General features: G+C 42.7%; 21 protein-coding genes. 2 read left to right on the plus strand and 19 right to left on the minus strand.

The features are described 5' to 3' along the window. Positions 1-90 precede the first annotated feature (90 nt). The 19 genes from CC90_RS0111260 to CC90_RS0111350 form a co-directional block, all read right to left on the minus strand. Positions 91-1644, minus strand: coding sequence for an oligosaccharide flippase family protein (locus tag CC90_RS0111260; RefSeq protein WP_031390871.1), 1554 nt, complete (start codon positions 1642-1644; stop codon positions 91-93). After that, positions 1641-2837 (minus strand): polysaccharide pyruvyl transferase family protein, encoded by a 1197-nt coding sequence (locus CC90_RS0111265; protein ID WP_031390872.1) that lies wholly within the window; start codon positions 2835-2837, stop codon positions 1641-1643. The genes CC90_RS0111260 and CC90_RS0111265 overlap by 4 nt, the downstream gene beginning before the upstream one ends. 81 nt (positions 2838-2918) lie before the next feature. After that, complete coding sequence (locus tag CC90_RS23135; protein WP_031390873.1) at positions 2919-3935, minus strand: glycosyltransferase family 2 protein; 1017 nt, start codon at positions 3933-3935, stop codon at positions 2919-2921. Positions 3936-3951: 16 nt separating this feature from the next. Next, positions 3952-4932, minus strand: a complete 981-nt coding sequence (locus CC90_RS0111275) for an NAD(P)/FAD-dependent oxidoreductase (protein ID WP_330373224.1) — start codon at positions 4930-4932, stop codon at positions 3952-3954. A 25-nt stretch (positions 4933-4957) separates the two neighbouring features. Further along, positions 4958-5677, minus strand: a complete 720-nt coding sequence (gene ymfI / locus CC90_RS0111280) for an elongation factor P 5-aminopentanone reductase (RefSeq protein WP_031390875.1) — start codon at positions 5675-5677, stop codon at positions 4958-4960. Positions 5678-5698: 21 nt separating this feature from the next. Then, positions 5699-6559, minus strand: coding sequence for a methylenetetrahydrofolate reductase [NAD(P)H] (metF, locus tag CC90_RS0111285; RefSeq protein WP_031390876.1), 861 nt, complete (start codon positions 6557-6559; stop codon positions 5699-5701). Positions 6560-6632: 73 nt separating this feature from the next. Then, positions 6633-8579 carry a PfkB family carbohydrate kinase gene (locus CC90_RS0111290; protein WP_051869471.1) on the minus strand — a complete coding sequence of 649 codons (1947 nt, stop codon included), beginning with the start codon at positions 8577-8579 and terminating at the stop codon, positions 6633-6635. Between the two features lie 120 nt (positions 8580-8699). After that, positions 8700-9701 carry a nucleoside hydrolase gene (locus tag CC90_RS0111295; protein ID WP_031390878.1) on the minus strand — a complete coding sequence of 334 codons (1002 nt, stop codon included), beginning with the start codon at positions 9699-9701 and terminating at the stop codon, positions 8700-8702. 23 nt (positions 9702-9724) lie between these two features. Next, a complete protein-coding gene (locus CC90_RS0111300) occupies positions 9725-10369 on the minus strand; it encodes a YczE/YyaS/YitT family protein (RefSeq protein ID WP_035315662.1) in 645 nt (214 codons plus the stop codon). A 42-nt stretch (positions 10370-10411) separates the two neighbouring features. Further along, positions 10412-11371, minus strand: a complete 960-nt coding sequence (locus CC90_RS0111305; RefSeq protein WP_031390880.1) for a nucleoside hydrolase — start codon at positions 11369-11371, stop codon at positions 10412-10414. 41 nt (positions 11372-11412) lie between these two features. Beyond that, entirely contained in the window at positions 11413-12351 is a 939-nt protein-coding gene (locus CC90_RS0111310; protein WP_031390881.1) for an ABC transporter permease, read from the minus strand. Continuing rightward, the gene (locus CC90_RS0111315) at positions 12352-13446 is read right to left on the minus strand and encodes an ABC transporter permease (protein WP_035315664.1); all 1095 of its coding nucleotides are present in this window, start codon (positions 13444-13446) and stop codon (positions 12352-12354) included. Then, positions 13443-14996 (minus strand): ABC transporter ATP-binding protein, encoded by a 1554-nt coding sequence (locus CC90_RS0111320; protein ID WP_031390883.1) that lies wholly within the window; start codon positions 14994-14996, stop codon positions 13443-13445. Before CC90_RS0111320 ends, CC90_RS0111315 begins: the two co-directional genes overlap by 4 nt. Positions 14997-15147: 151 nt before the next feature. Further along, positions 15148-16314 carry a BMP family ABC transporter substrate-binding protein gene (locus CC90_RS0111325; RefSeq protein ID WP_031390884.1) on the minus strand — a complete coding sequence of 389 codons (1167 nt, stop codon included), beginning with the start codon at positions 16312-16314 and terminating at the stop codon, positions 15148-15150. A gap of 72 nt (positions 16315-16386) precedes the next feature. Beyond that, the gene (gene rbsK / locus CC90_RS0111330; protein ID WP_031390885.1) at positions 16387-17316 is read right to left on the minus strand and encodes a ribokinase; all 930 of its coding nucleotides are present in this window, start codon (positions 17314-17316) and stop codon (positions 16387-16389) included. A 253-nt stretch (positions 17317-17569) separates the two neighbouring features. Further along, positions 17570-18073, minus strand: coding sequence for a GreA/GreB family elongation factor (locus tag CC90_RS0111335; RefSeq protein WP_031390886.1), 504 nt, complete (start codon positions 18071-18073; stop codon positions 17570-17572). A 646-nt stretch (positions 18074-18719) separates the two neighbouring features. Beyond that, on the minus strand, positions 18720-19661 hold the full coding sequence (locus tag CC90_RS0111340) for a tRNA dihydrouridine synthase (RefSeq protein ID WP_031390887.1): 942 nt from the start codon (positions 19659-19661) through the stop codon (positions 18720-18722). A 36-nt stretch (positions 19662-19697) separates the two neighbouring features. Continuing rightward, on the minus strand, positions 19698-20132 hold the full coding sequence (locus CC90_RS0111345; RefSeq protein ID WP_031390888.1) for a GNAT family N-acetyltransferase: 435 nt from the start codon (positions 20130-20132) through the stop codon (positions 19698-19700). Positions 20133-20209: 77 nt separating this feature from the next. Then, positions 20210-22117 carry an endonuclease MutS2 gene (locus CC90_RS0111350; RefSeq protein ID WP_031390889.1) on the minus strand — a complete coding sequence of 636 codons (1908 nt, stop codon included), beginning with the start codon at positions 22115-22117 and terminating at the stop codon, positions 20210-20212. Between the two features lie 644 nt (positions 22118-22761). On the opposite strand from CC90_RS0111350, the gene CC90_RS0111355 reads away from it, so the two are divergent. Further along, positions 22762-23193 (plus strand): MarR family transcriptional regulator, encoded by a 432-nt coding sequence (locus CC90_RS0111355; protein WP_031390890.1) that lies wholly within the window; start codon positions 22762-22764, stop codon positions 23191-23193. After that, positions 23194-23751, plus strand: coding sequence for a flavin reductase family protein (locus tag CC90_RS0111360; protein ID WP_031390891.1), 558 nt, complete (start codon positions 23194-23196; stop codon positions 23749-23751). Positions 23752-23787 lie beyond the last annotated feature (36 nt).

Genomic DNA, 23787 nt, shown 5'->3' on the forward strand with positions numbered 1-23787 from the left:
CACCATCAGAGTCTTTTTGTCATTGTTTTGTAATATCCGGCATCTGAAACAGCAGGCTTCCCATGAACATTCTCTTAACCTTCTGCCTATTTACATGTTGCCCTTTGCTTTCTTTTTCCTAAGAACCATTTCTATTACTTTTTCTATATAAGATACCAAGGTCTGAAAATCGTTCATTTTAAAGCTGGAGGCCAAAAATACAGCCGTGGCAACAATTACGCTGATAATTCCCTTTACAATAATACTTCCTAACAAAATATCAATAGTAAACAGAGAGGAAATCCTTAACGCTGCAAATGCAGTAATTCCCAAAAGGACCATGCGAAATAGAAATTTCGCATAATAGCTGTAAGGCTTCTCCTTCACATAATACTTATATACCACTACCGTTCTTCCCATAAAGATAAGCAGATGCCCTATTACCGTTCCAAACATGATACCGGTAATTCCTACTATCGGCGCCAGTATAAGGGATATAGCCACATTTACAACAGCAGCCGCTATCATATAATCTCTATCAGTTTCAAAATGTCCCAGCGTATTTCGAAAATAAGTCATCGGATTGTTGCAGATAGCCACGAATACATTGGCAGACAGCATAAATAAGAAAGACAACGGAAGCTGTAACTCCGACTTCGCCAACCAAAAGAAAATGAAATCCTGCCCTACCACGATCATTCCCGTAGCCGCCACCAGCCCCATGTAAAATCCGGCCAGATCAAGGGCACCAAAGAAGGAGACTCCCTTTTTCTCTTCATCGGCATATACAAGGTTGCCTATGCTGGCTTGCAGTGCACTGAATATAGAAATAATAAGCTCCTGGATCTTAGCAGAAATCATCCTGTAATTGCTGACCATTCCTACCGTTCCGATTCCCAGCATCCCGGAAATAATGATATCGTCAGAGCTGCCGTATATGGTACCGGCAATTTTAGTCGCCATCATGTTTTTCACATCATGCCCCAGATTCAGTTCCTTAATATCCGCTTTGCTTATCTTCACCTTAGTGATCTCAGGATATTTTTTTCGGGACCACCATGCGATAATCAGGTTTGAAATAATATTATTGGCAACAGCAACGAGCAAATAACCGACATAGCTTTGGAATCTAATCAATACGAAAATCTTAAGTGAGGTAGAAACAATACTCATAAGCGTATCCACTGTAGTGCAGAAATATATTTTCTGGTGGGTAACGAAAAGTATCCTTCTATATGCGAGGAAATAAGTACATATGGTAGCCAACAGCTGCAAATAATAAATGGTGTAAATGAACAGCCTGTCCTCACCCGCCATCTGCTCCTTCAAAATGAAAGGAAGAAAGAGGCTGGTAACTACACCGGCAACCAACACGAAACTCCCTACAATCTTATATATCATCTTATAAATATATAGAAGCTTTCGAATCTGCTGCGTGTTGTTAGTCGCGATTTCACTGTACATATGGTAAGTGATAATACTCGCAATTCCCATTTCCGATAACGTAAGAAAGGAGAAAATTGAGGTAAACAGTCCGTCATAACCCAGATAATCCACTGTAAGAACGTTCAAGAAAATACGGCGCGACAGTAGATTGAGCCCCAGCAGCAAAAGCGCGGAGCCCCATATATAAATTAAATTGATCAATGTATTTTTGATTCTCATCCTTGTACCCTTACACTATTCCATATCTTTTCGATTTCATCTCCCGTTTTATACGCCTCTTTCGCGTAGCTGGGGATGACTTCCTTCAAATGCTTCCTTATTTCCTCTTCATAATCCAACATCCACTGGAAGGCATCGATCAACGCTTCTTCATTTTCAAGCTGCTGTACCGGAAGCACATAATTGTCATAGGCCCCAAATAAGTCTTTGGCTATCCCCTTGGCCTTCACGGAATATCCCGCTACCAGTGTAGGAACGCAAGAAGAATAAGCCGCAATCGTAGCATGTGTCCTTGCCCCGATGAACATACGGCATCTGGAGATGTAGCCTTTCAGCTCCTCGCAAGTGCCGTCCTCTATCTTAATCACTCTCTTCGTATGTGCATATGTGCGGTAAAGCTCCTCTATCGGAATTCGGTCATTGTTCCTATCCCATACCACATGAGGAATCAATGCGACCTGCATATCCGTAGTCCCGATTATATGCTCTATCAGCCTTTTGTAACTGGATAGAAGGATTCCCTCTTTTCCTTCGCAGTCCATGACTAACGGACTTATATTAATTCCCACCGTCTTGCCTTCTAAAAAACCTTCGGGCAAGGGAAGTCTTTTTTCCTTCAGGGTAAAAGCCGGGTCAGGATAGCAAAGGATGTCCGGAGATCCCCCTGCATTTTTATAATGCGATACAAGAGCTTCGTAGGTGATGGACTCTCTCGCTATGATCATCTTATACCTGGCAAGGTCCTCGCTGATCTCCTTCCTGTTAAGAAGCTCCGGCTCAATGGAACAGCCCACCAGCATGGTCGCTGTTCCTTCCCGGTTAAAGGCCGAGTTTGCCAAAAATAAATCGTTCAGCATCATATCATAGCAATAATTATCGCCTCCGATAGAAATCGCCAGAGGGGAACGCTTTTTCCCAAACACTTCATGATAACGGTATAAAATAAAGCTTTCCTTATCCTTCGTAATCTTACGATATATATAATACAAAATGTGGGCCAGCTTGTGATTAGAAAACTTCCTCTCCTGTATCAGCTCGCACATTCCGTTCACCGAATATTTTTCATCCTCTTTTTTGCTGTTAGTAACCAGCGCCACTTCCGTTTTCAGCATTCCACAGAGCGTGTTGACTATCGCTTCACAGCCATGATTTCCGCTTCCTGCATGTGTATAAAAAACAATTTTTTCCCGCACGTTTTTTTCCTTCCTCGTAACTGTTAAGCACCTTCACAGTTACCGTTTCGCAACACGAGTATTAAAGTTATATCAATAAACTCATCGTTTCATATAATCATAGGTCCGTATCAGCATTCGAAAGCATCCTAACACGAAAAGATTCGGGTATCTCATCGTAAAGCGGCAAAGCTTTCCTACCGTCTCATTTACCTCTATCGGATAACATTTAAGTTTTACCGGAGTCTGCTCTTTCTGGCAGATTCGCCGCATAGTCTTACTGTAAGCCTTATAGCTTCCTCTTGCCTCATTTTTCAAAACGAGCATCAAAAGATACAAATACTCTCTTTCACACTGCTCCTTTCTATAGGCTTCCTTCTTCTGTAAAAGAGCTTCCAATACCTCTTTTAAATACCGGATGTTCTCATATAGGCCTTTGTTATATTTATGAACAATGGAAGAATCCAGGAAAAGATAATGGTAGTATTCGGCCCCATCCATAATGACAATCCTGTCACAATCTAAGATTGCCGGAATCGCAATTGTCATATCATCTCCCATGCGCAGCTTGAAATCCCAATATTTTGTATTGGCGGTCAAAAGCTCTCTGGAAAAGAGCTTCATGCACCGGGACATGGATACCGTACGGTTCTCATGGCCAAGAAGTTCTCCCCATATTTCCTTTTCTAAGCGTTCACCTTCGTAGACGCCGGGCCTTGCGCCGTGACGCCCTCCCTTTTTCGTGCCGGTCTTATCCTCTATAACGAAGTTACAGCAAACAATCTGTTTCTTATCTGCCTCGAGCCGAAGGCTCATCTCATAAAGCATCTTTTCATCCAGCCAGTCATCGCTGTCACAAAAACATATATATTCTCCCGTACTCACCGCAAGGCCTTCCATACAGGCCTTATTGGGTCCTCCATTCTTCACATGGAGACTTCTTATCTCATTATGCTTTTTAGCCAGTTCATCACATATCCTGCCGCTTGTATCCGCAGACTCGTCATCCACAAGAATAATCTCTTTGTTTTCATAAGTCTGGTTCAATATACTGTTTACACACCGTTCCAGATACTTTTCCACATTATAGACCGGAACAATAATGCTGATCTTATGCATCGATTCACTCCATTTTCTACAGAAAATAATTCTGAATGCTCGTCACCGCATTGGCGCCGTCGGCTACAGCTGTGATAATCTGTCTGAGCTTTTTGGTTCTGACATCTCCCGCTGCAAAGATTCCGGCTGTGTGCGTAACACAGTCCTCATCTGCAACAATATATCCTCTCTCATCGCATTTCACGGCATTTCCGAAGCTTTCCGTATTCGGATGGATTCCTACAGCAATGAATACACCATCCACCGCAAGCTCCTTTTTTTCCTCCGTCTTCAGATCGCGCAGAAGAAGGCCCTGTACCTGATCCTCTCCCTTGATTTCCTCCACTACCGTATCCCATATCACTTCCACATTATCAAGACTGCTTAAGCTTTCCTGAAGGATGTTAGCTGCCCGAAGCTCGTTTCTTCTATGAATCAAATATACCTTCTTGCTCGTTCTCGCCAAGAAAATCGCATCCTCCACCGCTACGTCGCCGCCGCCTACTACCGCCACCGTGCGGTTTCTGAAAAAGGCTCCATCGCAGGTAGCGCAGTAGGAAACGCCCATCCCCGCAAGCTCCTCTTCTCCCGGCACTCCCAGTTTAGAATGAGAGGCGCCGGTAGCGATTAGAATCGTTCTCGTTTCGTAATCTCCCTGACTGGTACTTATGCGATGTACGCGTTTCTTCCTGCAGGCGTCCAAATCAATATCCGCCGCTTTCATATCCTGCATGGGATGTTCGTTGCAGCCCGGAGCATCGATACTTTTAACGCCCGACACTTCCGCTTCCACAAATTCAATCTCCATATTATCCGCATGTTCTCTGAACTTCATTCCCAAATCGAAGCCGTTGATTCCCGGAAGTCCAAGATAATTATCCACCTCATAGGTGGTAAGCACCTGCCCTCCGCTCATAGTACTCTTTTCCAAAACCAAGGTCTTGAGACCTGCTCTCTTCGCATATATTGCCGCCGACAGCCCTGCCGGCCCTGATCCGATAATTACTAAATCGTACATAGTCATCCCTCTATTCTTTCTTAATTCAGCACCATCCGCCGTCCATCGTTATAATCTGCCCCGTCATATATTCAGGTGCATCGATAATCTGCAGGATGAGTTTCGCCGCTTCTTCCGGCCTTCCGAAACGATCTGCCGGTATTTCTTCTATAAGTGCCCTGAGCTCCTCTTCTTCAAAGCTCCGGTTCATATCCGTATCAATGACACCGCATGCTACTGCATTCACACATATATGGCTTGGTGCCAGCTCCTTTGCCAATGCCTTGGTAAAGCTGTTCACTCCGCCCTTTGAGGCGGAATAAGCCACCTCCATAGAAGCACCTGTGCTTCCCCATACCGATGATATATTAATAATTCTTCCCGACTTCTTCCTAAGCATAAGCGGAATCGCAAGCTTGCAGGTATAAAAAACGGAGTTCAAATTGGTATCTATTATTTCCTGCCATTTGGAAACCTCCATTTCCGACAAAAGCCCGATATAAGAAATACCTGCATTGTTCACCAATACGTCCAAATCGGGAATATTCCTAAAAAGGTCGCTGACCTCTTCATAACTCCCCATATTACATATATATGCCGCGCAACGAATATGGTAATTTTTTTCCAGCTTATCTTTCAGTTCTGACAGTTCCTCTTCCGACTGCCTGCATGTCAGGTACAAATCGTATCCTGCCTCTGCCAGACTCTCTGCTGCTGCGCGGCCGATACCACGGGACGCTCCGCTGACAAGTGCTGCTTTGCCCATATATTATTATACACCTCTCCATTAAATCAGATTCTTAATTCCGTCGCATATTCTACGCGCCACTACCGGATTGTTCATCGTAAAAATATGTATGCCGCCCACTCCATTCGAAAGGAGCTCCACAATCTGGTCGATGGCATATGCCATTCCCGCATCGAACAGAGCCGCCTTATTATCGCCGTACTTATTTAAAATCTTTTGAAGCTTAGGGGGCAGAGAAGCTCCGCACATGGTCACCATCTTCTCTATCTGCGCCTTATTCGTCACCGGCATAATGCCTGCTTCCACCGGAGCATCGATTCCGGCAATCCGTACCTTCTCTACGAAATCATAAAAAACCTGATTATCAAAAAACAACTGCGAAACCAGATGTCCGACTCCCGCATCCACCTTTTTCTTAAGATTGCGTATATCGCTTACAGGATCTGCCGCCTCCAGATGAGTCTCAGGGTAGCAGGCTCCGCTCACATTAAAATCTCCGTTTTTCTTAATGAACGCTACCAGCTCTCCGGCATACTTAAAATCGTGCCTGGGAGGAACCTCCGGATTGAAGTCACCTCGAAGCGCCAGTATATTCTTAAGCTGCGCCGCCTCAAGCTGCTTGAGAAGAATGCGTATTTCCTCTTCGCTGTGATTTATACACGTTAAGTGTACGAGCGGCTCTATTTCATATTCTTCTTTTATTTTTTTCGCAAGTTCTACGGTCTTATTTTTACCGCCGCTTCCTCCGGCTCCGAAGGTCACACTGATAAAATCAGGATTCAGCTTCGCTAACGTAGAAAGTGTCTCATCAATACTAAGAAGCGCCGCTTCTTTTTTGGGAGGAAATATTTCAAAAGACAGTACCGGTCTTTTTTCTTTGAATAAGTTTTCTATAATCATATTTTTTCCGCTTTCGAATCCCCTGCTTTGTTTTTTATTTAATTATACTTTATATCCGTATATTTTTCTACTTTCAACTTCGTTTTGTTTCGCATCGTTTCTTTTCCATGCTTATTTCATTATAAAAGCTGCCGATTTCTTCCTGATACAAGGAAAGTCCTCTCCGGTCCACCATAGCAGGCTGTACCCCCTGTCTGGTAATACTTACACCTGCCGCATAAGTTGCGAAGCTGACCGCCTGCAGTATATCGTTTCCTTCACTTAACGAAACTGCCAGCGCGCTTATAAACGCATCTGCGGCCCCCGTGGTATCTACCGGATAAAAACCTGCTGCCGGAAAATACCCTTTATAATCAGCATTTTGTAAATAACAGCCATTTTGTCCCAATGTTATAATTACATTCTTAACACCCTTTTGCATGAGAATATCCGCCCGCTCTTCAATTGTCGGCGCTTCCGGAATCAATTGCATTACCTCTTTTTCATTCGGGACAAAATAATCAACTTTTTCTAATAAGCTTTCCTTCATTTTTTCCACAGCCGAAGGCTTCAATATTACTTTTACATTCTTCTTTTGACATTTTTTTATCGTATATTCTACCGTTTCTTCCGAAATCTCCATTGTCAGGAGACAATACTGCGCATCGTCCAGCAGCTGTTCATATTGACGCACCTGACTGCGGTCCAGTCTTTCATTGGCGCCCGGATAGATTACAATGGTACTTTCTCCGTCTGCTGCAACATTAATATATGCCTTTCCAGTAGGAATAGAATCATCAAAAACGACTCCATCCGTTTTCACGCCGCTGCTTACCAGACTATTATAAATTTCTTTGCCATCACTGTCATTCCCCAGCCTTCCTATCATATAAACAAGACCTTCCAGCTTACCTGCTCCTACGGCCTGATTCGCTCCTTTCCCTCCAGGCAGGGATACCATATTTCCGGCCCTTACCGTTTCTCCGCCGGTGGGAATGTGACTCACATTGATCATGCAGTCCATATTCATACTGCCTACCACAACAACTTTTCCTCCTTGTACATTCCCGGCAGGTATGATAACACTGTTTCGTTCTCTTATGTCTGGCTCTATTTTTTCTCTGCACTCATAAGCAGGTTTTCTTCCTTCTATAATTTGGATCAAGGCATTCACCGCGGCTTTGCCTATTTTTCCTGCCGATACATGAACAGCCGTCATTTTCGGGTAGAGCTTCTCTGCCAGAGAGCTGTCTCTGACACTGATAACGGATATTTTATTAGGAACAGTATCGCCTCTTTCTCGTATCTTCTCATAAACAACATTTCCAATCTCCGCATTCGCGCATATGATAGCAGTTATATCTCCATTTAGGCATTTTGGAATCCCGACTCCTATAATATCTTCTTCCGTCCCCAAAAAAACCCTTTCCTTATTCGGGGACACAAACCTCTCTCCATAAGCTTTGATATAGCCTTTCTCTATTTCCGTATCTTCCTTTTCCAAAAGGCATGCAATCTTATGATGGCCTTTCTCCAAAAGGTAATCCGTTGCCAGATAACCCGCATCCTGCATCTCGAAATATATATCGGCTACCGTATTTTTTCTTACTCCGCTCTTTTTATCCAAAATACGTACGGCAGGTATTTTTATTGTTTCCGGCAACTCTTCCGGCTGACAAATGGAAATAATACCGTCAACTCCTTTATTTCCAAATATTTGATAAAACTTTGCCGCTTTTTCTTTATCCCCTGCCGTATTACACAGAAGAATACTGTACCCGTTTTCGGATGCTTCTTTTTCAATACCATACAATATTTCCTGCACACCATACATATCTTCAGACAATAAAATACCTATCATATTCGTCTTGGGCGCCACGCTGTTTATCACCTTGGAATAAGGGACATATTGGTATTCTTTAATAATCTCTAAAACTTTTTTTCTCGTTTCCACACTGATATCCTCATCTTTATTATGAAGGATTTTGGATACCGTCGATGGCGACACACCGCACAGATTTGCAATATCTTTAATATTCATACAATGTCCCCTTTCATATGCAAAACTTTCCTGCTAATTATAACACACTTTCCCTGTATCTGAAACGCAGAAAAAGCACGAAGAAAACTTCATGCTTTTTAGCTATATCCAGCCGCAAAATCATTGCCCGATTATTGTCTTTACAAATAGATCCATAAATTTTTTTCCGTCTATACTTCTCGCTATTCTTGTATTTTTATGTTCCTTTTTAGGATTTCTGACAATTTGTTTTCCAAAATAAGCAACGGTCTGTCCTCTGGCAATATCACCCTCCAGTTCCACATCAACAAAGACTTTTTCCGTATATTCACAAAGCTCCGGATCGACCGCCAGCGCCAAGGTGATTACGTCATCCATGGGGAATCCCCCGAGCTGGAAGAACTCTCTCCATATGTCGATATAAATAGGAAACTTGTCCGCAATGTAATCCACTATGGCACCTTTGCCTTCATATTTCATTTCCGCCAGATGATCTCTCGTCATCATTCCATCCGCATATCGATTGTTTTCACAGACATCCAAAGGTACAAGAGTAATCTTCATATCGGAATTAAGAACTATTTTTGCCGCTTCCGGATCCGCCCAAATATTATATTCCGTCACAGGTGTAATGTTCCCGGATATTTGAAAGGCACCTCCTAAAATATACGCCTCTTTTACTTTACCCGCTATAGAAGGGTCCTTTTGAACAGCCAGGGCGATATTGGTTACCGGCCCCGTCGTTACCAGTATGATTTCTCCCGGCCTTTCATTAAATGCCTGGATCAAATAATCCACAGCATGTGTTTTCTCCGCTTCCCGCTCAGGTTTCTTTACCGTTTCATTAAATTTATCCAAACGTTCTCCGAATTTCCAGCGCAATTCCTCATCGAAATTAACCGGATCTCCATCCACCCCTGCCATCTTTGGCGCAAGCATTTTATCCGCTCCTGCATAGACCGGAATATTCCTTCCAGTCAGCTCTACCGTATTCAGCGCCACATTTACCGCCTGCTCAATACTTCCGCATGCTCCATTTACCGTGGTGATGCCAAGAAGATTTATCTTCTTATGTAACGCCCCATAAAGCACCGCCAGAATATCATCGCCAACGGAATCTATATCCAAAATCACATCTGCCATACAACTACCCTCCTTTTCTTGTTCTACTTATTTTCATTTGCCAGAATCTTATCGGTTACTTTATATACATAAGGTCTCACAAACTGTACCGCCGGGCCTGTCATAAAGGCCGCAACTACCGTTCCGACGCCGACCGTCCCTCCGAGAATGTAACCTACTGCTACAAAAGTAATATCACACACCACTCTTACTATACGATAAGAAAGCTTCAATTTATTGCTGATAACCTCCGACACCATATCAATCGCACCAACGCCAAGCTCTGCTCTGATGTAAGTAGCAATACCTGTCGCCATAATCAGACAGCCTATCAAGATCATAAGGATTCTGGCTGCCAGATGCGGCTCTCCTTTGATAAAAAAATCCAGCAAAAATCTTACAAAGTCCGCTGTGTATCCGATTCCGACAATAGCGAGTAAAGAAGATACATTGATATAGGATTTATCTATAATAAATACAATCGCCAAAATCACTATATTCGTGAGCGCCGAAGCGGTTCCGTAGCTTACATGGAAAACATTTCCCAACCCCAATTCCAATACGCTGGCAGGATCCACTCCCAACTGACTGTATAGAAAAATACCTACGCCCACACCGCATATCATAAGTCCTACGATCGCTACCAAGGCCTGCAGCAATAATCTCTTCCGAAAAAAAACTTTTTTCACAATAATATCTCCTTATCCTTTATATCCCTATTCTTCAAAGACTTAATTCAATGCTTTCATCGCCTCGAAAAACGCCTCTACATATTTCTTTCTGTCCACATTAAATAACACCGTTGTATTCTTGTCCACCTTTTCTCCAAAGATTTTTTCTTTATATCCTATGGTATCCACAACGGTCATACCTGTCGTCAATTCTCCGCTTACCTCCACATCCACATTGCATGTTACACTGGTGAATATCTCCGGATAGAGCAGGGCCGCAATCGCCGTCGGGTCATGCATAGTGCAGCCCGGGAATCCTTCTACCTCATAATGATAACGGCTGAAATAATCGATCAATTCTGCAGCAAAAACTGAAATTTCATTTCCCTGCGCACGCAAAATTTCATTTTCTTCCCGCGTAATGTATGCCTTATGAGTCACATCAAGTCCTGCCATGATAATTGGCAGCCCCGAATTAAATACTACTTTTGCCGCTTCAGGATCCGCCCATATATTGTATTCTGCCGCAGGAGTCCAATTTCCCATATAAGCGCCTCCGCCCATAATGGATATCCTCTCTATCTTCTCCTTTAAATCAGGTCTTACAATAAATAAAATAGCAATGTTTGTCAATGGCCCGATAGGAACGAGCGTAATTTTCTCTTCTGATTCTTCTATCGTTTTGATCAACAGTTCCAAAGCAGTCAGCTTCGATGGCTCGAATCCGCATTCAGGGAGGATAGGACCTTCTAATCCTGAGTCTCCGTGTACCACTTCTCCGCCCACTACAAGCTTCCTGACCAAGGGCTGTTTCGCCCCCATCGCTACAGGGATGTCCAATCTGCACGCTTTTGTCAGCACTTTGATGGTATTGACCGTCACTTTTTCAATCGTTTGGTTTCCTGCCACTGTTGTTACAGCGCGTATTTCCAATTGGGGGGATGCCAATGCCCACAATATGGCCATCGCATCATCATGTCCCGGATCACAATCTATGATAATAGGTATTTTCTTATTCATTTATTCTTACTCCTTTCAAAATCGGCAGTGTTTATTCCATATTATTGTTCCGCTAATTTTTTGCGTTTCTTTTTATCCAAGGAACTTTTTCTCGCTGCGTATGCCACAAGACCGATAATGGTCACTAGATAAGGCAGCATCTGTACTAATTCCGGAGGAATCATCGTAATCTGAAGCGAATAGGAAAGGGCCTCTGCCACTGCAAACAATAAAGAAGACAAGGCTGCTCCTACCGGTGTTGAATTACCCATAGCATCTGCTGCCAAAGCGATAAATCCTCGTCCGGCTGTCATATTCTTGGAAAACCATGTCACATATCCCATAGACATAAACGCTCCTGCCATACCGCCCAGAATACCGCTGACTCCCAGTGCGATATATCTTGTTTTCAAAAGGCTTACGCCTACGGAAGATAACGCATTGGGCGCTTTTCCTGCCGACCGTATCCTGAGTCCAAGAGGTGTCTTATACAATAAGATATATACTACGAAAATCATAAGAAAAGCAATATAAGACACAACGTTATGATTAGATAAAATATCTCCCAAAATCGGAATATCTTTAATAATAGGTATTTCAACAGACGGAAGCTTTCCGGATTGAAGAGCAATCGTGGTCCCCTTGTCCTTTACTACCGCATACATAAAATAAACCGTTCCTCCAATTGCCATTGTATTAAAAGCAATACAAGTAAGTACGCTGTCTGCCTTGAGACTCATGGATACGTAGCCGATAGCTAAAGAACATATAACTCCTGTAATAATTGCCATGAAAAAACCAAACCAAGGTCCAAATCCAAAAGCGCTGGAAAAGACGCCGACCAGTGCGGATACAAGCATAACGCCTTCAATACCGATATTGGTAATACCCGCATTCGATGTGATGACCGCGCCCATAGATGCCAAAATCAAAGGTGTCGCTACGCGAATTACGGAGAATAAAAAGGTTGTACTAAAAATGGATTCTAATACACTTGACATTTACCTTGCACCTCCTGCTTCCAACAGATTTTTGGATACTTTTGTTGTCATTTTATGTCTAAATTTCGAAAGGAACGCAGTTGCTGCCACCAGTACAATGACTAATCCTTCAATGATAGCTACGATTTCCGCCGCAACATCCGACTGCTTATACATATAGTCCGCACCTATTCTTAAATAAGCTACAAAAAAAGCCGCTACCGGAACATAAGCCGGATTTTCTTTCGCCAGAATATTAAGAATGACACCGTCAAAACCGTATCCCGGCAGAGACGACCACTGGAATCTTGAATACATACCGAGCATTTCGGTACTTCCTCCCACACCTGCTATAAATCCTCCGATAAGCTGCGAACTCATAATTACGCCCGCCACACTGATTCCTGCACATTTTGCAAAATGGATGTTGCTTCCTGTCACACGCAGCTTATAGCCCCATTTTGTTTTAAACATGAAAATATATGTCAAAATGACAAATACCGCTACAATAAAGATGCCAGCGTGAAGGCGTGTCCTCGGAATAATGTTTCCAAGATTCACTCCTTCCCGAAAGGTATATGATGCTTTGTAAGCAGAATCCGGATCCCTCGCCACCTGATTGAAGATATATGTTCCAAAATAAAGCATCACGTAGTTCAGCATAAGGGATATTACCATTTCGCTGCAATTCCATTTAATTTTCAATATCCCAGGAATCGCGCAGACCAATGAACCTACTATCCCCGCCGCAATCATACCAGCAATAATAACCATAATAGGGGGCCCCGGCATATAGATTGCAATGATCGCCGACATCAGCGCTCCCATAAATAAAGCCCCTTCCGCCGCAAGGTTAAACTGATTTGCCTTGAACATTACATTTACAGCAAGTCCAGCAAAGGTAAGAGGAATCATCGTTTCCAAAACTGTGCTGAATCTCCTGACCGATGTCATGGGACCTATAAACAGATTGCCAATTGCTGCAAACGGCGAGTCCGTTGAAAAGGACATGATAATAAAAGAGATAGCAAATGCGATAAAAATAGCCAGTCCGAAACGAAGCACCTCAAACCATGTATTAAATTGTCCCACTGTCATTCTTTTCCTAGTTTTCATAAGATTGCATTCACCTCTTTCTCTGTCTGTTTCTTTACTCCCAACATATAATATCCGAGTTCTTCTTCCGTCAATTTACTTGTATCTTTAAAATATGCATTCACTTTTCCGTTATGCATCACGATGGTACTGTCGCTCAATTCCAGAACTTCGTTTAAGTCAGCGGAAACCAGCAGAATTGCCGCTCCCCTATCTCTGAATTCCACAATTTTTCTTCTTATCAGCTCGGAAGCTCCCGCATCTATACCGCGAGTAGGCTGTTCGGCAATGATAATTTCCGCATCCTCTGTCAACTCCCTTGCAGCAACCACTTTCTGAATATTACCTCCAGAAAGCATCTGTACCTGATGATTGATAGAGCCGCATAAAACACTAAAATCTTTTACAAGGAATTCGGCCTGTTCTTTCATTTTCTTTTTATCTATAAAAACATTGTTCTTTTTCAAGAAGCTTTCTATTTTATCTGTAAACATATTGTCTATAATACTCAATTTTGCAGCGCAGCCATTGGTCATGCGGTCCTCCGGTATATATGTCAGCTTATTCTTTCGAAGTACGGCAGGTTCAAATTCTTCGATTTCTTTTCCCAGTACTTTCAAGCTGCCGCCTACCGGCTTTATCATCCCTGTCAGAACCGCCGCCAGCTCAGACTGTCCATTGCCTTCCACACCCGCAACACTTAATATTTCTCCTTTTCTTAGTTTGAGGTTTACACCGTCAAGCGCCTTTTTACCAATGCTGTTAACATAAACAATGTCTCTCGCCTCCAAACATACCTCGCCGGGCTTTGCAGGCTTTTTATCCACATGCAAAACTATTTCCCGTCCTACCATTTTATTTGAAATATCCTGAGGGCTGGTATCTTTGATAAAACTGGTATCCACCGTCGTTCCGTGGCGCATAATCGTTACTCTATCGCATATTTCCATAATTTCGTTTAGTTTATGGGATATGAAAATAATCGTATGCCCCTGCTTTTTTAACGTGTTCAATTCTACAAACAGCTCTTTTGTTTCCTGAGGAGTCAAAACTGCCGTAGGTTCATCCAGAATCAAAACTTTTGCCCCACGCACTAACGCTTTCAAGATCTCTGTTTTCTGTTTAACGCCTACACTGACATCTTCTATTTTATCGCCAACATTTATATTAAAGTTATACTTTTCCGAACATTCCTTTGCTTGTTTTAACATCTGTGCCTTGTTCATAAACAGCCCATACTTCTTCGGCTCATTTCCCAACACAATATTCTCTGCGATCGTCAAAGAATCAACCAGCATGAAATGCTGATGTACCATACCGATTCCAAGGCTGATTGCTTTTTTCGAATTTTCTATTTTTACTTCCTCGCCGTTTAATATGATTCGCCCTTCCTCAGGCATCTCAATACCAAACAATATCTTCATCAAAGTGGATTTCCCCGCTCCGTTTTCTCCGATCAATGCGTGAATTTCCCCTTTATGAACTTCAAAATTTACATTCTTATTAGCCACGATGCCATTAGGATATACTTTCCAAATATTCTCAACTTTTAAAATTACTTTTTCATCCATTCCTATACCCCACGTTCTCTGTACAGTGTGAGGGTGTCCAACAACCGCCGGTATAATTTATACCGCCTTATTGCAACGACCGCCGGCATGCTTTAAAGACCGCCTTGTCGCTATCAAAATGTGGACACCCTCGATAATCACAATTCTTTTTTTATGGCGCTACACTGCTTCTTAATTTATCAAGCTCTTCTGTCGTCATACCAATTGCTGTGCTTACTTTAAGCTCGCCCGAAACTACTTTCGCTTGAATATCATCAATTGCTTTTTTCTCATCATCTGTCAGTATTTTGTTGTATACATCATTTTTAGCAAGTCCGACTCCGCCTTCTGCAATACCAAGGCTCTCAGATTTTCCCAAAGAAAGCTGTCCTTTTAAATCGAGGTCAATCGCTCTGAAGATTGCATCGCCTACATTTTTCAACATGGATGTAGCAATTTGGTTTGCTGTTTTTTCATCGCCATTTGCCGCATAGCCAGCCGACTGGTCGGAATCGACACCAATAATATATTTATCAGCGTCCACAGCTGCTTCAATTACGCCAAGACCGGTAGGTCCCGCTGCCGCGAACAAAACTTCTGCGCCTTGATTGATAAGTACAATACCGTGTTCTTTTCCTTTTGCCGGATCATAGTAATCGCCGGGATAAGTCGCAATTACCTTCGTATCGGGATTTACCGCAAGCGCTCCTTCAATATATCCAACAAGGAAATCATTGATGGGAGGAATATCCATACCGCCTACGAAGCCCAACTTTCCGGTATTCTTTGCAAGTGTTGCAGCAACTGCTCCGGCCAAAAAGGAGCCTTCATTCTGTTTGAATGTCGCACAATACACATTGCTGTAATCTCCGCCTGCAAAATCAACCGTATTATCCATCATAAGGAACTTTTTCTCAGGATAAAGAGGCGCTATATTTTGCATCGGTTCTACCATGGAAGGGGATACTGCGATAACATAATCCACATCTTCTTCAGCCGCATCAGCCAGTGCCGATTCCCATTTGGATTCATCATCTCCGGTCTCGATTACCTGTATATTCAGACCGAGCTCATTTTTCACCCTCTGCATACCAGCATTTGCCGAATCGAAGAATCCTAAATCGCCTAGGTTTCCGTTAATAATTAAAATTGCGCTTTTTTCCGCACCCACACTTTCCTCTGTGCTTTCCGCTACTTCTTCCTCCGCAGGCGCTGCTTCTTCCGCCGGAGCTTTCGTTTCTGTCTGGTCTTTGCTATTCTGTTGCACCTTTCCAGTGCCGCAGGCCATCATACCAAACACCATGACTCCTGCCATTAATAGTGCCGTTAACTTCTTCATACAAAAAACCTCTCTTTCTTTTTCTTCTCCCATTAGTCAGTTTCTTTATACAAACAAAATTTTGTCCGTTTTCTATATCCCCATATCGGTCAAAACTTTGTCCGTTTCTTCTCTACCCGGAATGGAGGTCTGTGCCCCATTCCTTGTTACGGCAATAGAAGATGCTGCATTGGCGAATATTACAGCTTCCTTTTGCCCTTTACCTTCCGCAAGAGCCACTGTCAAAGCCCCGTTAAAACAGTCTCCTGCTGCCGTTGTATCCACGGAAATCACTTTTCTCGTAGGAAATATTTCCGCTATTTCATCATTTACAAGAAGAGCTCCCCGTTCGCCCAGCGTAACTAATACATTTTTTACCCCTTTTTGCAAGAGCATCCTGGCCCCTTGTATAAAATCCTCTATTTCTGTTCCCTCTCTCTTGCATAGTTTCATCAATTCCGTCTCATTAGGCGTAATATAGTCCATTTTTGAAAAAATTTCGTCCGGTAGTTCCTCAGGTGCGGGCGCCGGATTAAATATCACAACTTTTCCCAGTTCTTTTGCTCGGTTTACCGCATAAAAAATCGTTTCATAAGGGATTTCCATCTGCAAAATAACATAATCGCAAGCTTTTATTATGTCATCATGCTCTTGCAGATAAGAAATATCGCATTCCTTATTGGCACCCGCAACCACAACAATGCTATTGTTTCCGCGTTCATCCACATAGATGCTCGCCGTTCCGGTTCCCTTCTCTTTGCTCCGTTTAAAGTAAATCGTATCAACACCGCAGGCAGAAAGATTATCTTTTTGAATTTCTCCAAACTCGTCTTCTCCTATACATCCAAGCATTTTTACTTCGCCGCCGAGTTTTGCCGCCGCGCACGCCTGATTTGCCCCTTTGCCTCCGGGAATATAAGTAAGATTTGTCCCAAGGACCGTCTCTCCTACAGCGGGCATATTCTTCATTTCGATTACCATGTCCACATTCAGGCTGCCAATTACCAATATCTTCTTTTTCACTTATCCTTCACTGCCCTTCTTCTTTTTATATAAGAAATATGTTTCCGAAATAGTTTTCTTTATAGATTTATAATACTATTTTTTTTAATTTTGTCAATACATTTTGTCATTTTTATTTATTTCCAATTTATTGTATTATTAATTTTATGTATTTTTACAACTATTCATATTTTGTACCTTCAATATTTTTACATCGCATGGTCAAAGAAAGAAGGCAGAGTTCATAAACAAACCCTGCCTTCTTCCTTATAAATTAAAAACTCCTTATTTTATCGCTTCCGTCATCTACGGTCTTTTCTATTTTTTTCACAACCACATAGTAGTTGAAACTATCATTTACATGTACGCACACTCTGTCGCCTGTCTTATGTCCAAGGAGCGCTTTGCCTATGGGCGACTCCATGCTGATAAGTCCTTCCAGGGAATTGCCGCGCATAGTTGTCACTATTTTATAAACCTCTACCGAGCCATCTTCTTCAAACATCACTTCCACTGTATTGTCGACTCCTATTTCATCCTCTTTCGATTCATCAGAAATAATCTCCGCAGTCTTTATCATCCTCTCAAGGAAACGAATCCGGCTCTCGTTTTTATTCTTCTCCCGCTTCGCCGCATAATATTCGAAGTTTTCGCTAAGGTCCCCATGAGCTCTGGCCTCCTTTACCGCCTCCAGCGCCTCCTTGCGAATTACCAATTTCCTATGTTCAATTTCTTCTTCCATCCTTTTAATATCGTTCAAGGTAAGCTGATTGTTCATAATCCTGATTCCTCCCCATTATTAAGCATAGAAACGAGCAACGCGCTTCGCAAATTGCTCTTATGTTAACAAAGAACACACCGCGTATATGAATAATATACCGATGTGTTTTCGTTTTCTTTATTTTATCCCAAATCGAGAAAAATAGCAATTAAGTTAAAAAACCAAAAAGTGTGCTTCGCCCACTTCCCGTTACTGTGCGAACAGTAACCACTCCCTTATTACACGAAGAAGCGGCCGCATATACCCTAAAGTCATGCGGCCACTTCCTCAAAAGAAAATGCGATTTAAAACATAACTCCCCACTGTCATTTTGCAGCGCAAAAAGATGGATTTATATTTCTTCTATATTCTATATAATTTTCCGGCTTATGTCTCGGCTTTTCCTTGTCATCTCTTGCATATTATTGTTACTTTCCACCATTCGTACAATAATCTTCTCTTATTTGTCCGAAGCTCGCAAGACAGTTACCACAGACCACCTGCATCCACATCCATATACCATATTTCAGTCTAAAAACCGCATGGAGTTTTTTATCGGATCCAGAACAGCAAGCCCTCCTATCGGAAATATCGCATAGTTCTCTCCGTGTCCGAAGTCATCGCAATAAGCTACCGGAATGTCATATCTTTACCGGCAATACATTCACTGTTTTATTTCCTGCTCCCGAAACAGTCTGCCCACTATTTCTTCATAGTCGCACAGCCTCGACACCTTTCTTATCCTTTTTAAATACTTTTCGCCTTCCGGGAACATATGAATCATGTAAAACCACAATTCCTTCATCTTGAACAGAAGATGGACATCACCGGCAAACGCCTCCTTATAGTCGGCATACAGTTTATCATGGAACGCCTTAAGCTGTCCTTTATCCGTCCCTGACTCACCTTTTATTCTCTCGATAAGCGAAGGGTCTCTCAGCAAGCCTCTGCCGAGCATCACGCTGTTTATCTGAGGGAACTCCTCACAAAGACGCTGGTAATCCTGCTTCGTGACGATATCTCCATTGTAGCATAATGGATTTTTGCTGGCTGAAATCGCATAGCCGAACATTTCTTTATTCGGCGTATTGTTGTAATAGTCCGTTTGTATCCTCGGGTGAACGATCAGTTCATGGAATGGATATTTATTAAAGATATGCATCAGTCCATAGAATTCCTCCGGCGATTCTTTTCCGATTCTCGTCTTCACAGAAATTTTTAAATCGGAGGCTTCAAATACCTGTTCAAAAAAAGCGTCCAGCTCTTCCTGTTTTGCAAGAAATCCTGCACCCTTTCCCTTGGCCACCACGGTGCCCGAGGGGCAGCCAAGGTTCAAATTCGCTTCACAATAGCCGTATTCTTCCTTAAGTTCCTTTGCTGCCCGAATAAAATGCTCCGCATTGTTTGTAAGAATCTGAGGAACTACATACATTCCTTCGTTATGCTTTGGCAGAATATCCTTCATTTCCTTCGGGCTTAACGCACGATTTTGGTTCGGGGACAAAAAAGGGGTAAAATATTTATCTATACAAGGGAAAAAGGCGTTGTAGGCATTTCTAAAAATATATCCGGTAATTCCCTCCAAAGGGGCAAAATAAAAATTCATAATATGCTGAATGATCTCCCATCAAAATTCTCAAATCTATATCCATTGAATAAATGCGGTCTTATCCTTCCTATTGTATCCCGCCTGCTCATAAAACTTCAGGGTGCTTTCTTCCTTCGCTCCGGTAAGAAGCATCAATTTATAGCATTTTTCCTTTACAGCCAACTCCTTTGCATAGTTCAGGCAAGCCGTCGCCAGCCCCTTTTTTCTATACGCTCCGTCGGTAATGACGTTCTCAATAAAGGCATATGGCTGTTGATTATGGGTGAGATTCGAAATGATAACACATACGCATGAGGATACGATTTTCCCATCCTCCTCCGCCACTATAATATGGTGACAGGTATCATCCAGAATCTGCTCCCATATGCACTCCAGATCCTGAGTGGTCTCCGGTATGGAATTGCCATGAAGCTGGGTATAAAGCTGCATAAGCCCAGAAAAATCTTCTCTTTCAATTTCACGTATCATAGCTTATCTCCCTTTTGCATGAATTGATTTTTCAATTATAGCATAAAATTTTCGCAATACATACTACAAAACTACACTTACTCTTCTATCGTCAAGCTTCTATCCTCCACATGCTTCCGCTCCATTTGATGCCTCAATTTCCGATTCTCCACCGAATCGAAAATAATGGAAAAATCATAATCCTCCGGATACAGTTGCGTTGCCGCTACGTGCAGCTTTATCCGCTTATGGTTGATATAAATTTTCTTATTCTGAAGCTGTATGCGCAGCACCCCTTTTTCATCCGCCGTCCGGCAGACAATTCCGATTTTTTTCTCGGGATAAATCATGACGCTGTCCCCTAGTTGAAACTGCATAGCTGTCGTCTGACGGTTAGACAGGTCCTTCTTTTTACGGATGTGCTCTCCGTCCTCCTTCTTAACATTTTCGGTTCCGGCAGGGCGATTCAGTTCTTCCGGCGGGTTATCTCCATAGGCCTCCTTTTCCGCACGCCGCAGCATGGAGGCAGGCATTCCCAGCTTTCCGGCAATATAGAACGCACAGCTTTCTCCTGCTTCTCCGATTACCATCTGGTATAAAGGCTTCAAGCTTTCTTTATCAAAGGTCATTCTGGCATTTACCACCCCTTCCGCGTTGTCCGCATATTTTTTTATTTCGGGATAATGTGTTGTGACCAGATAAAGGGCTCCGCTTTTTTTCAGTTCTTCCAAGACAGCGATAGCAATTCCCATGCCCTCCGCAGGGTCGGTGCCGGAACCCAGCTCATCCATAATTACAAGGCTGTCCCTGCCCGCCCTTTTCAATATATCCAGAACATTGGTAATATGCGCAGAGAAGGTGGAAAGGTTCTCAGAAATATTCTGACCGTCCCCGATGTCGCACAGATAAGCATCGTTCATGCAAATATCGGCTTCTTTACAAGTTACATGGAGTCCGCATTGGGCCATTATACAGTTTAATGCTACCGTCTTAATCGCCACTGTTTTTCCTCCCGTATTCGGTCCGGTAATTACAATACCGTTCGTACCGTTTCCAATCCGGAATTCCAGAGGGATATTGATATCCGGGTCCATCAACGGATGCCTTCCTCCTGCCATGCGAATTCTTCTTTCGGTATTGATCGCGGGCTGTATGCCATTATACTCAAGGCTGAGCTTTCCCTTTGCGAACATGAAGTCCAGCTTTTCTATCGTCTTATTATTCCGTTCCATGATTTGAGCCGCACCGGCAAGCATTGCTGTCAGAGAATACAGAATTCTTCTCACTTCGTTCTCTTCATCTATTTCCATTCCCTGAAGCGCTTCATAATACTGCCCCACAGCAGCCGGCTCCATAAATATGGTATTTCCGGTGGCGGATTTATCTATAACCGCTCCTGTAATCTTCATCTTATATTCTTTTTTTACAGGAATACAGATATGCCCATTTCGTATAGTGCTGAAACTGTCCGACATATATTCCTTATTTACACGCATTACGTTATCCGCTTTATCGCGCATTTTGCTTTCGGTCAGGCTTATACTTCCTCTTAAGTCCTTAAGCAGCTTCGAGGCATAATCGTCCACTTTCCCGTCGCGGATGTTCCTGCATATTTCGTCTCTGATTTCCTCCAATGAATCCAGATTTTCCTCATAATAGGGAATGCTCAAACCGTACTGCTTGCAGCGATTTAAGTAATCCTTCAGGCGCTTAACGCCGGTTAGGGAAACGCCTACCTTTTCTAATTGTTCTTCTGTCAGACAGCCCCCCTTTTCCGCAATCTGTATCAATTCACCGATGCCCTTTAAGGACGTTAAAGGCGGATTCCCTGCTTTTTCCACAAGCAGCCTCGCTTCCGTCGTCTCCCGCATTCTCGCCTGCAGCTCGCTTTCTGACATGTAAGGCTTCAAAGCTTTGATTTCTTCCTTCGCTTTATCTGTGTATGCCAATTCCATTAACTTTTCTTTTACCTTATGAAATTCCAATATTTTTTCTGTATTCAACATTTCTCTATCCTTCCTTCGATTTGCTTTTTAGAAGGCGCAGGTCACATCGTTCTCCCCATTCGAACAAAATGAGCGCTAAGGTATCTGTCTCCAAGACATGCCTCTTCAGCGCTCATAAATAAAACGACCCATAATAAATAAACTCCGAGAAAATCAATGTAAATCAAGATAAGGGCGCATTGCGGACCTTTCCGATTACAAGGATCTTAACACCGAACAACACGCTTCGCGAATTGCTCTTATGTTAAAAAAAGCACGACGATACCGTCATGCCTTCCATAGAGTCTAAATAATACAAATGTCTATTTGAAGTGTATGAACTCTTGCCACGCAAGGGTTAAGCATTCAGTAAAGCAGATACACCGGCTTCATTAGCCGATAAAAGGGCAGACTCATAGCGCAACCGCTAACGCCTTTCCTTTTCAACTATTTAGTTAGTTGTGTTCTCCAATACCGACTCACGTAACATGAACATACCTCTTTTTCTTAATAATGATTTCATGCTATCGCATTATAATATTTTTGTCAATATGTTTTTTCTTATTCCTATACGCACATTTTTGAAAATATATTGACTTTTTCCACACTATATAATATATTCCTATATAGTAGTATTATTCATGAATACACAAGGAGGATTTTTCATGGATACGCAAGGAGGATTTTTAATTACACAAATAAAACAGATCGGAGGGCGCATCTTCGAAAAGATATTATCCGCAGAAAATATCGACGAATTCAACGGTGCACAGGGCAAAATATTATATGTTCTTTGGCAGACGGACCGGATATCCATCGTGGAGTTAGCCGCCCAGGTAGGCTTGGCGAATACCACCTTAACCAGCATGCTGGACCGGATGGCCGAAGCAGACTTAATCATGCGCATTCCGGACAAAGCAGACCGTAGGAAAAATTTGATTGTCTTAACAGAAAAAGCACGGGGATTACAAGAAAAGTACGAGCAGGTTTCTAAGCGGATGAATGAAATTTATTATAAAGACTTTACCGAACAAGAAATAGCTCAGTTTGAAAAACAACTAACAAGAATTTTGGAGAATTTGAAGGAGGTAAATTAAATGAGTAAAAAATCAATGCCCATATCTAACGATTTCTGCCCGCAAACGCTGTTTTTATATGGTACATATAAGGAAGACGGCACACCGAACTTCGGGCTCTTTTGCTGGTTCAGCTACTACTGGGACAAAGAAGTAGGCGTAATGGCATGTATCGGCGGCGAGAAGCTGACGAAAGATAGAATCAATGCCACAAAAGTATTTTCCGCGAATCTGGTAACGGAAGAAATGCTGCCTCTTGCAGACTTTTTGGGAACCACCGACGGATACAGTGAGGAGAAAGCTGCTCACAAACCGGAAACAGAACAAGGACAAGTTCTGAATGTGCCCATTTTATCATGCAGCCCCGTAGCCTTTGAATTGGAGGTAGTAAACGCCATGCAAATGGATGGCGGTGAAGTGATGTTATGCAGGATTCGAAATGTTCTTGCCGAGGAATTTCTAAGTGATAATAGCATGAGCGTTGAGGAACGGATTCAAAAAATTGCGCCTATCAGCACTACCTGCGCCACTTACTTTTCATGGAGCGGAAAAAGCCTCGGAACATGGGGTTCCCTTTAATTCTCGCGAAAGCGGAAAGCCAAGGCCAGGCAACGT

The organism is Kineothrix alysoides, from assembly GCF_000732725.1.
In the GTDB taxonomy this organism is placed as follows: Bacteria; Bacillota; Clostridia; order Lachnospirales; family Lachnospiraceae; genus Kineothrix; species Kineothrix alysoides.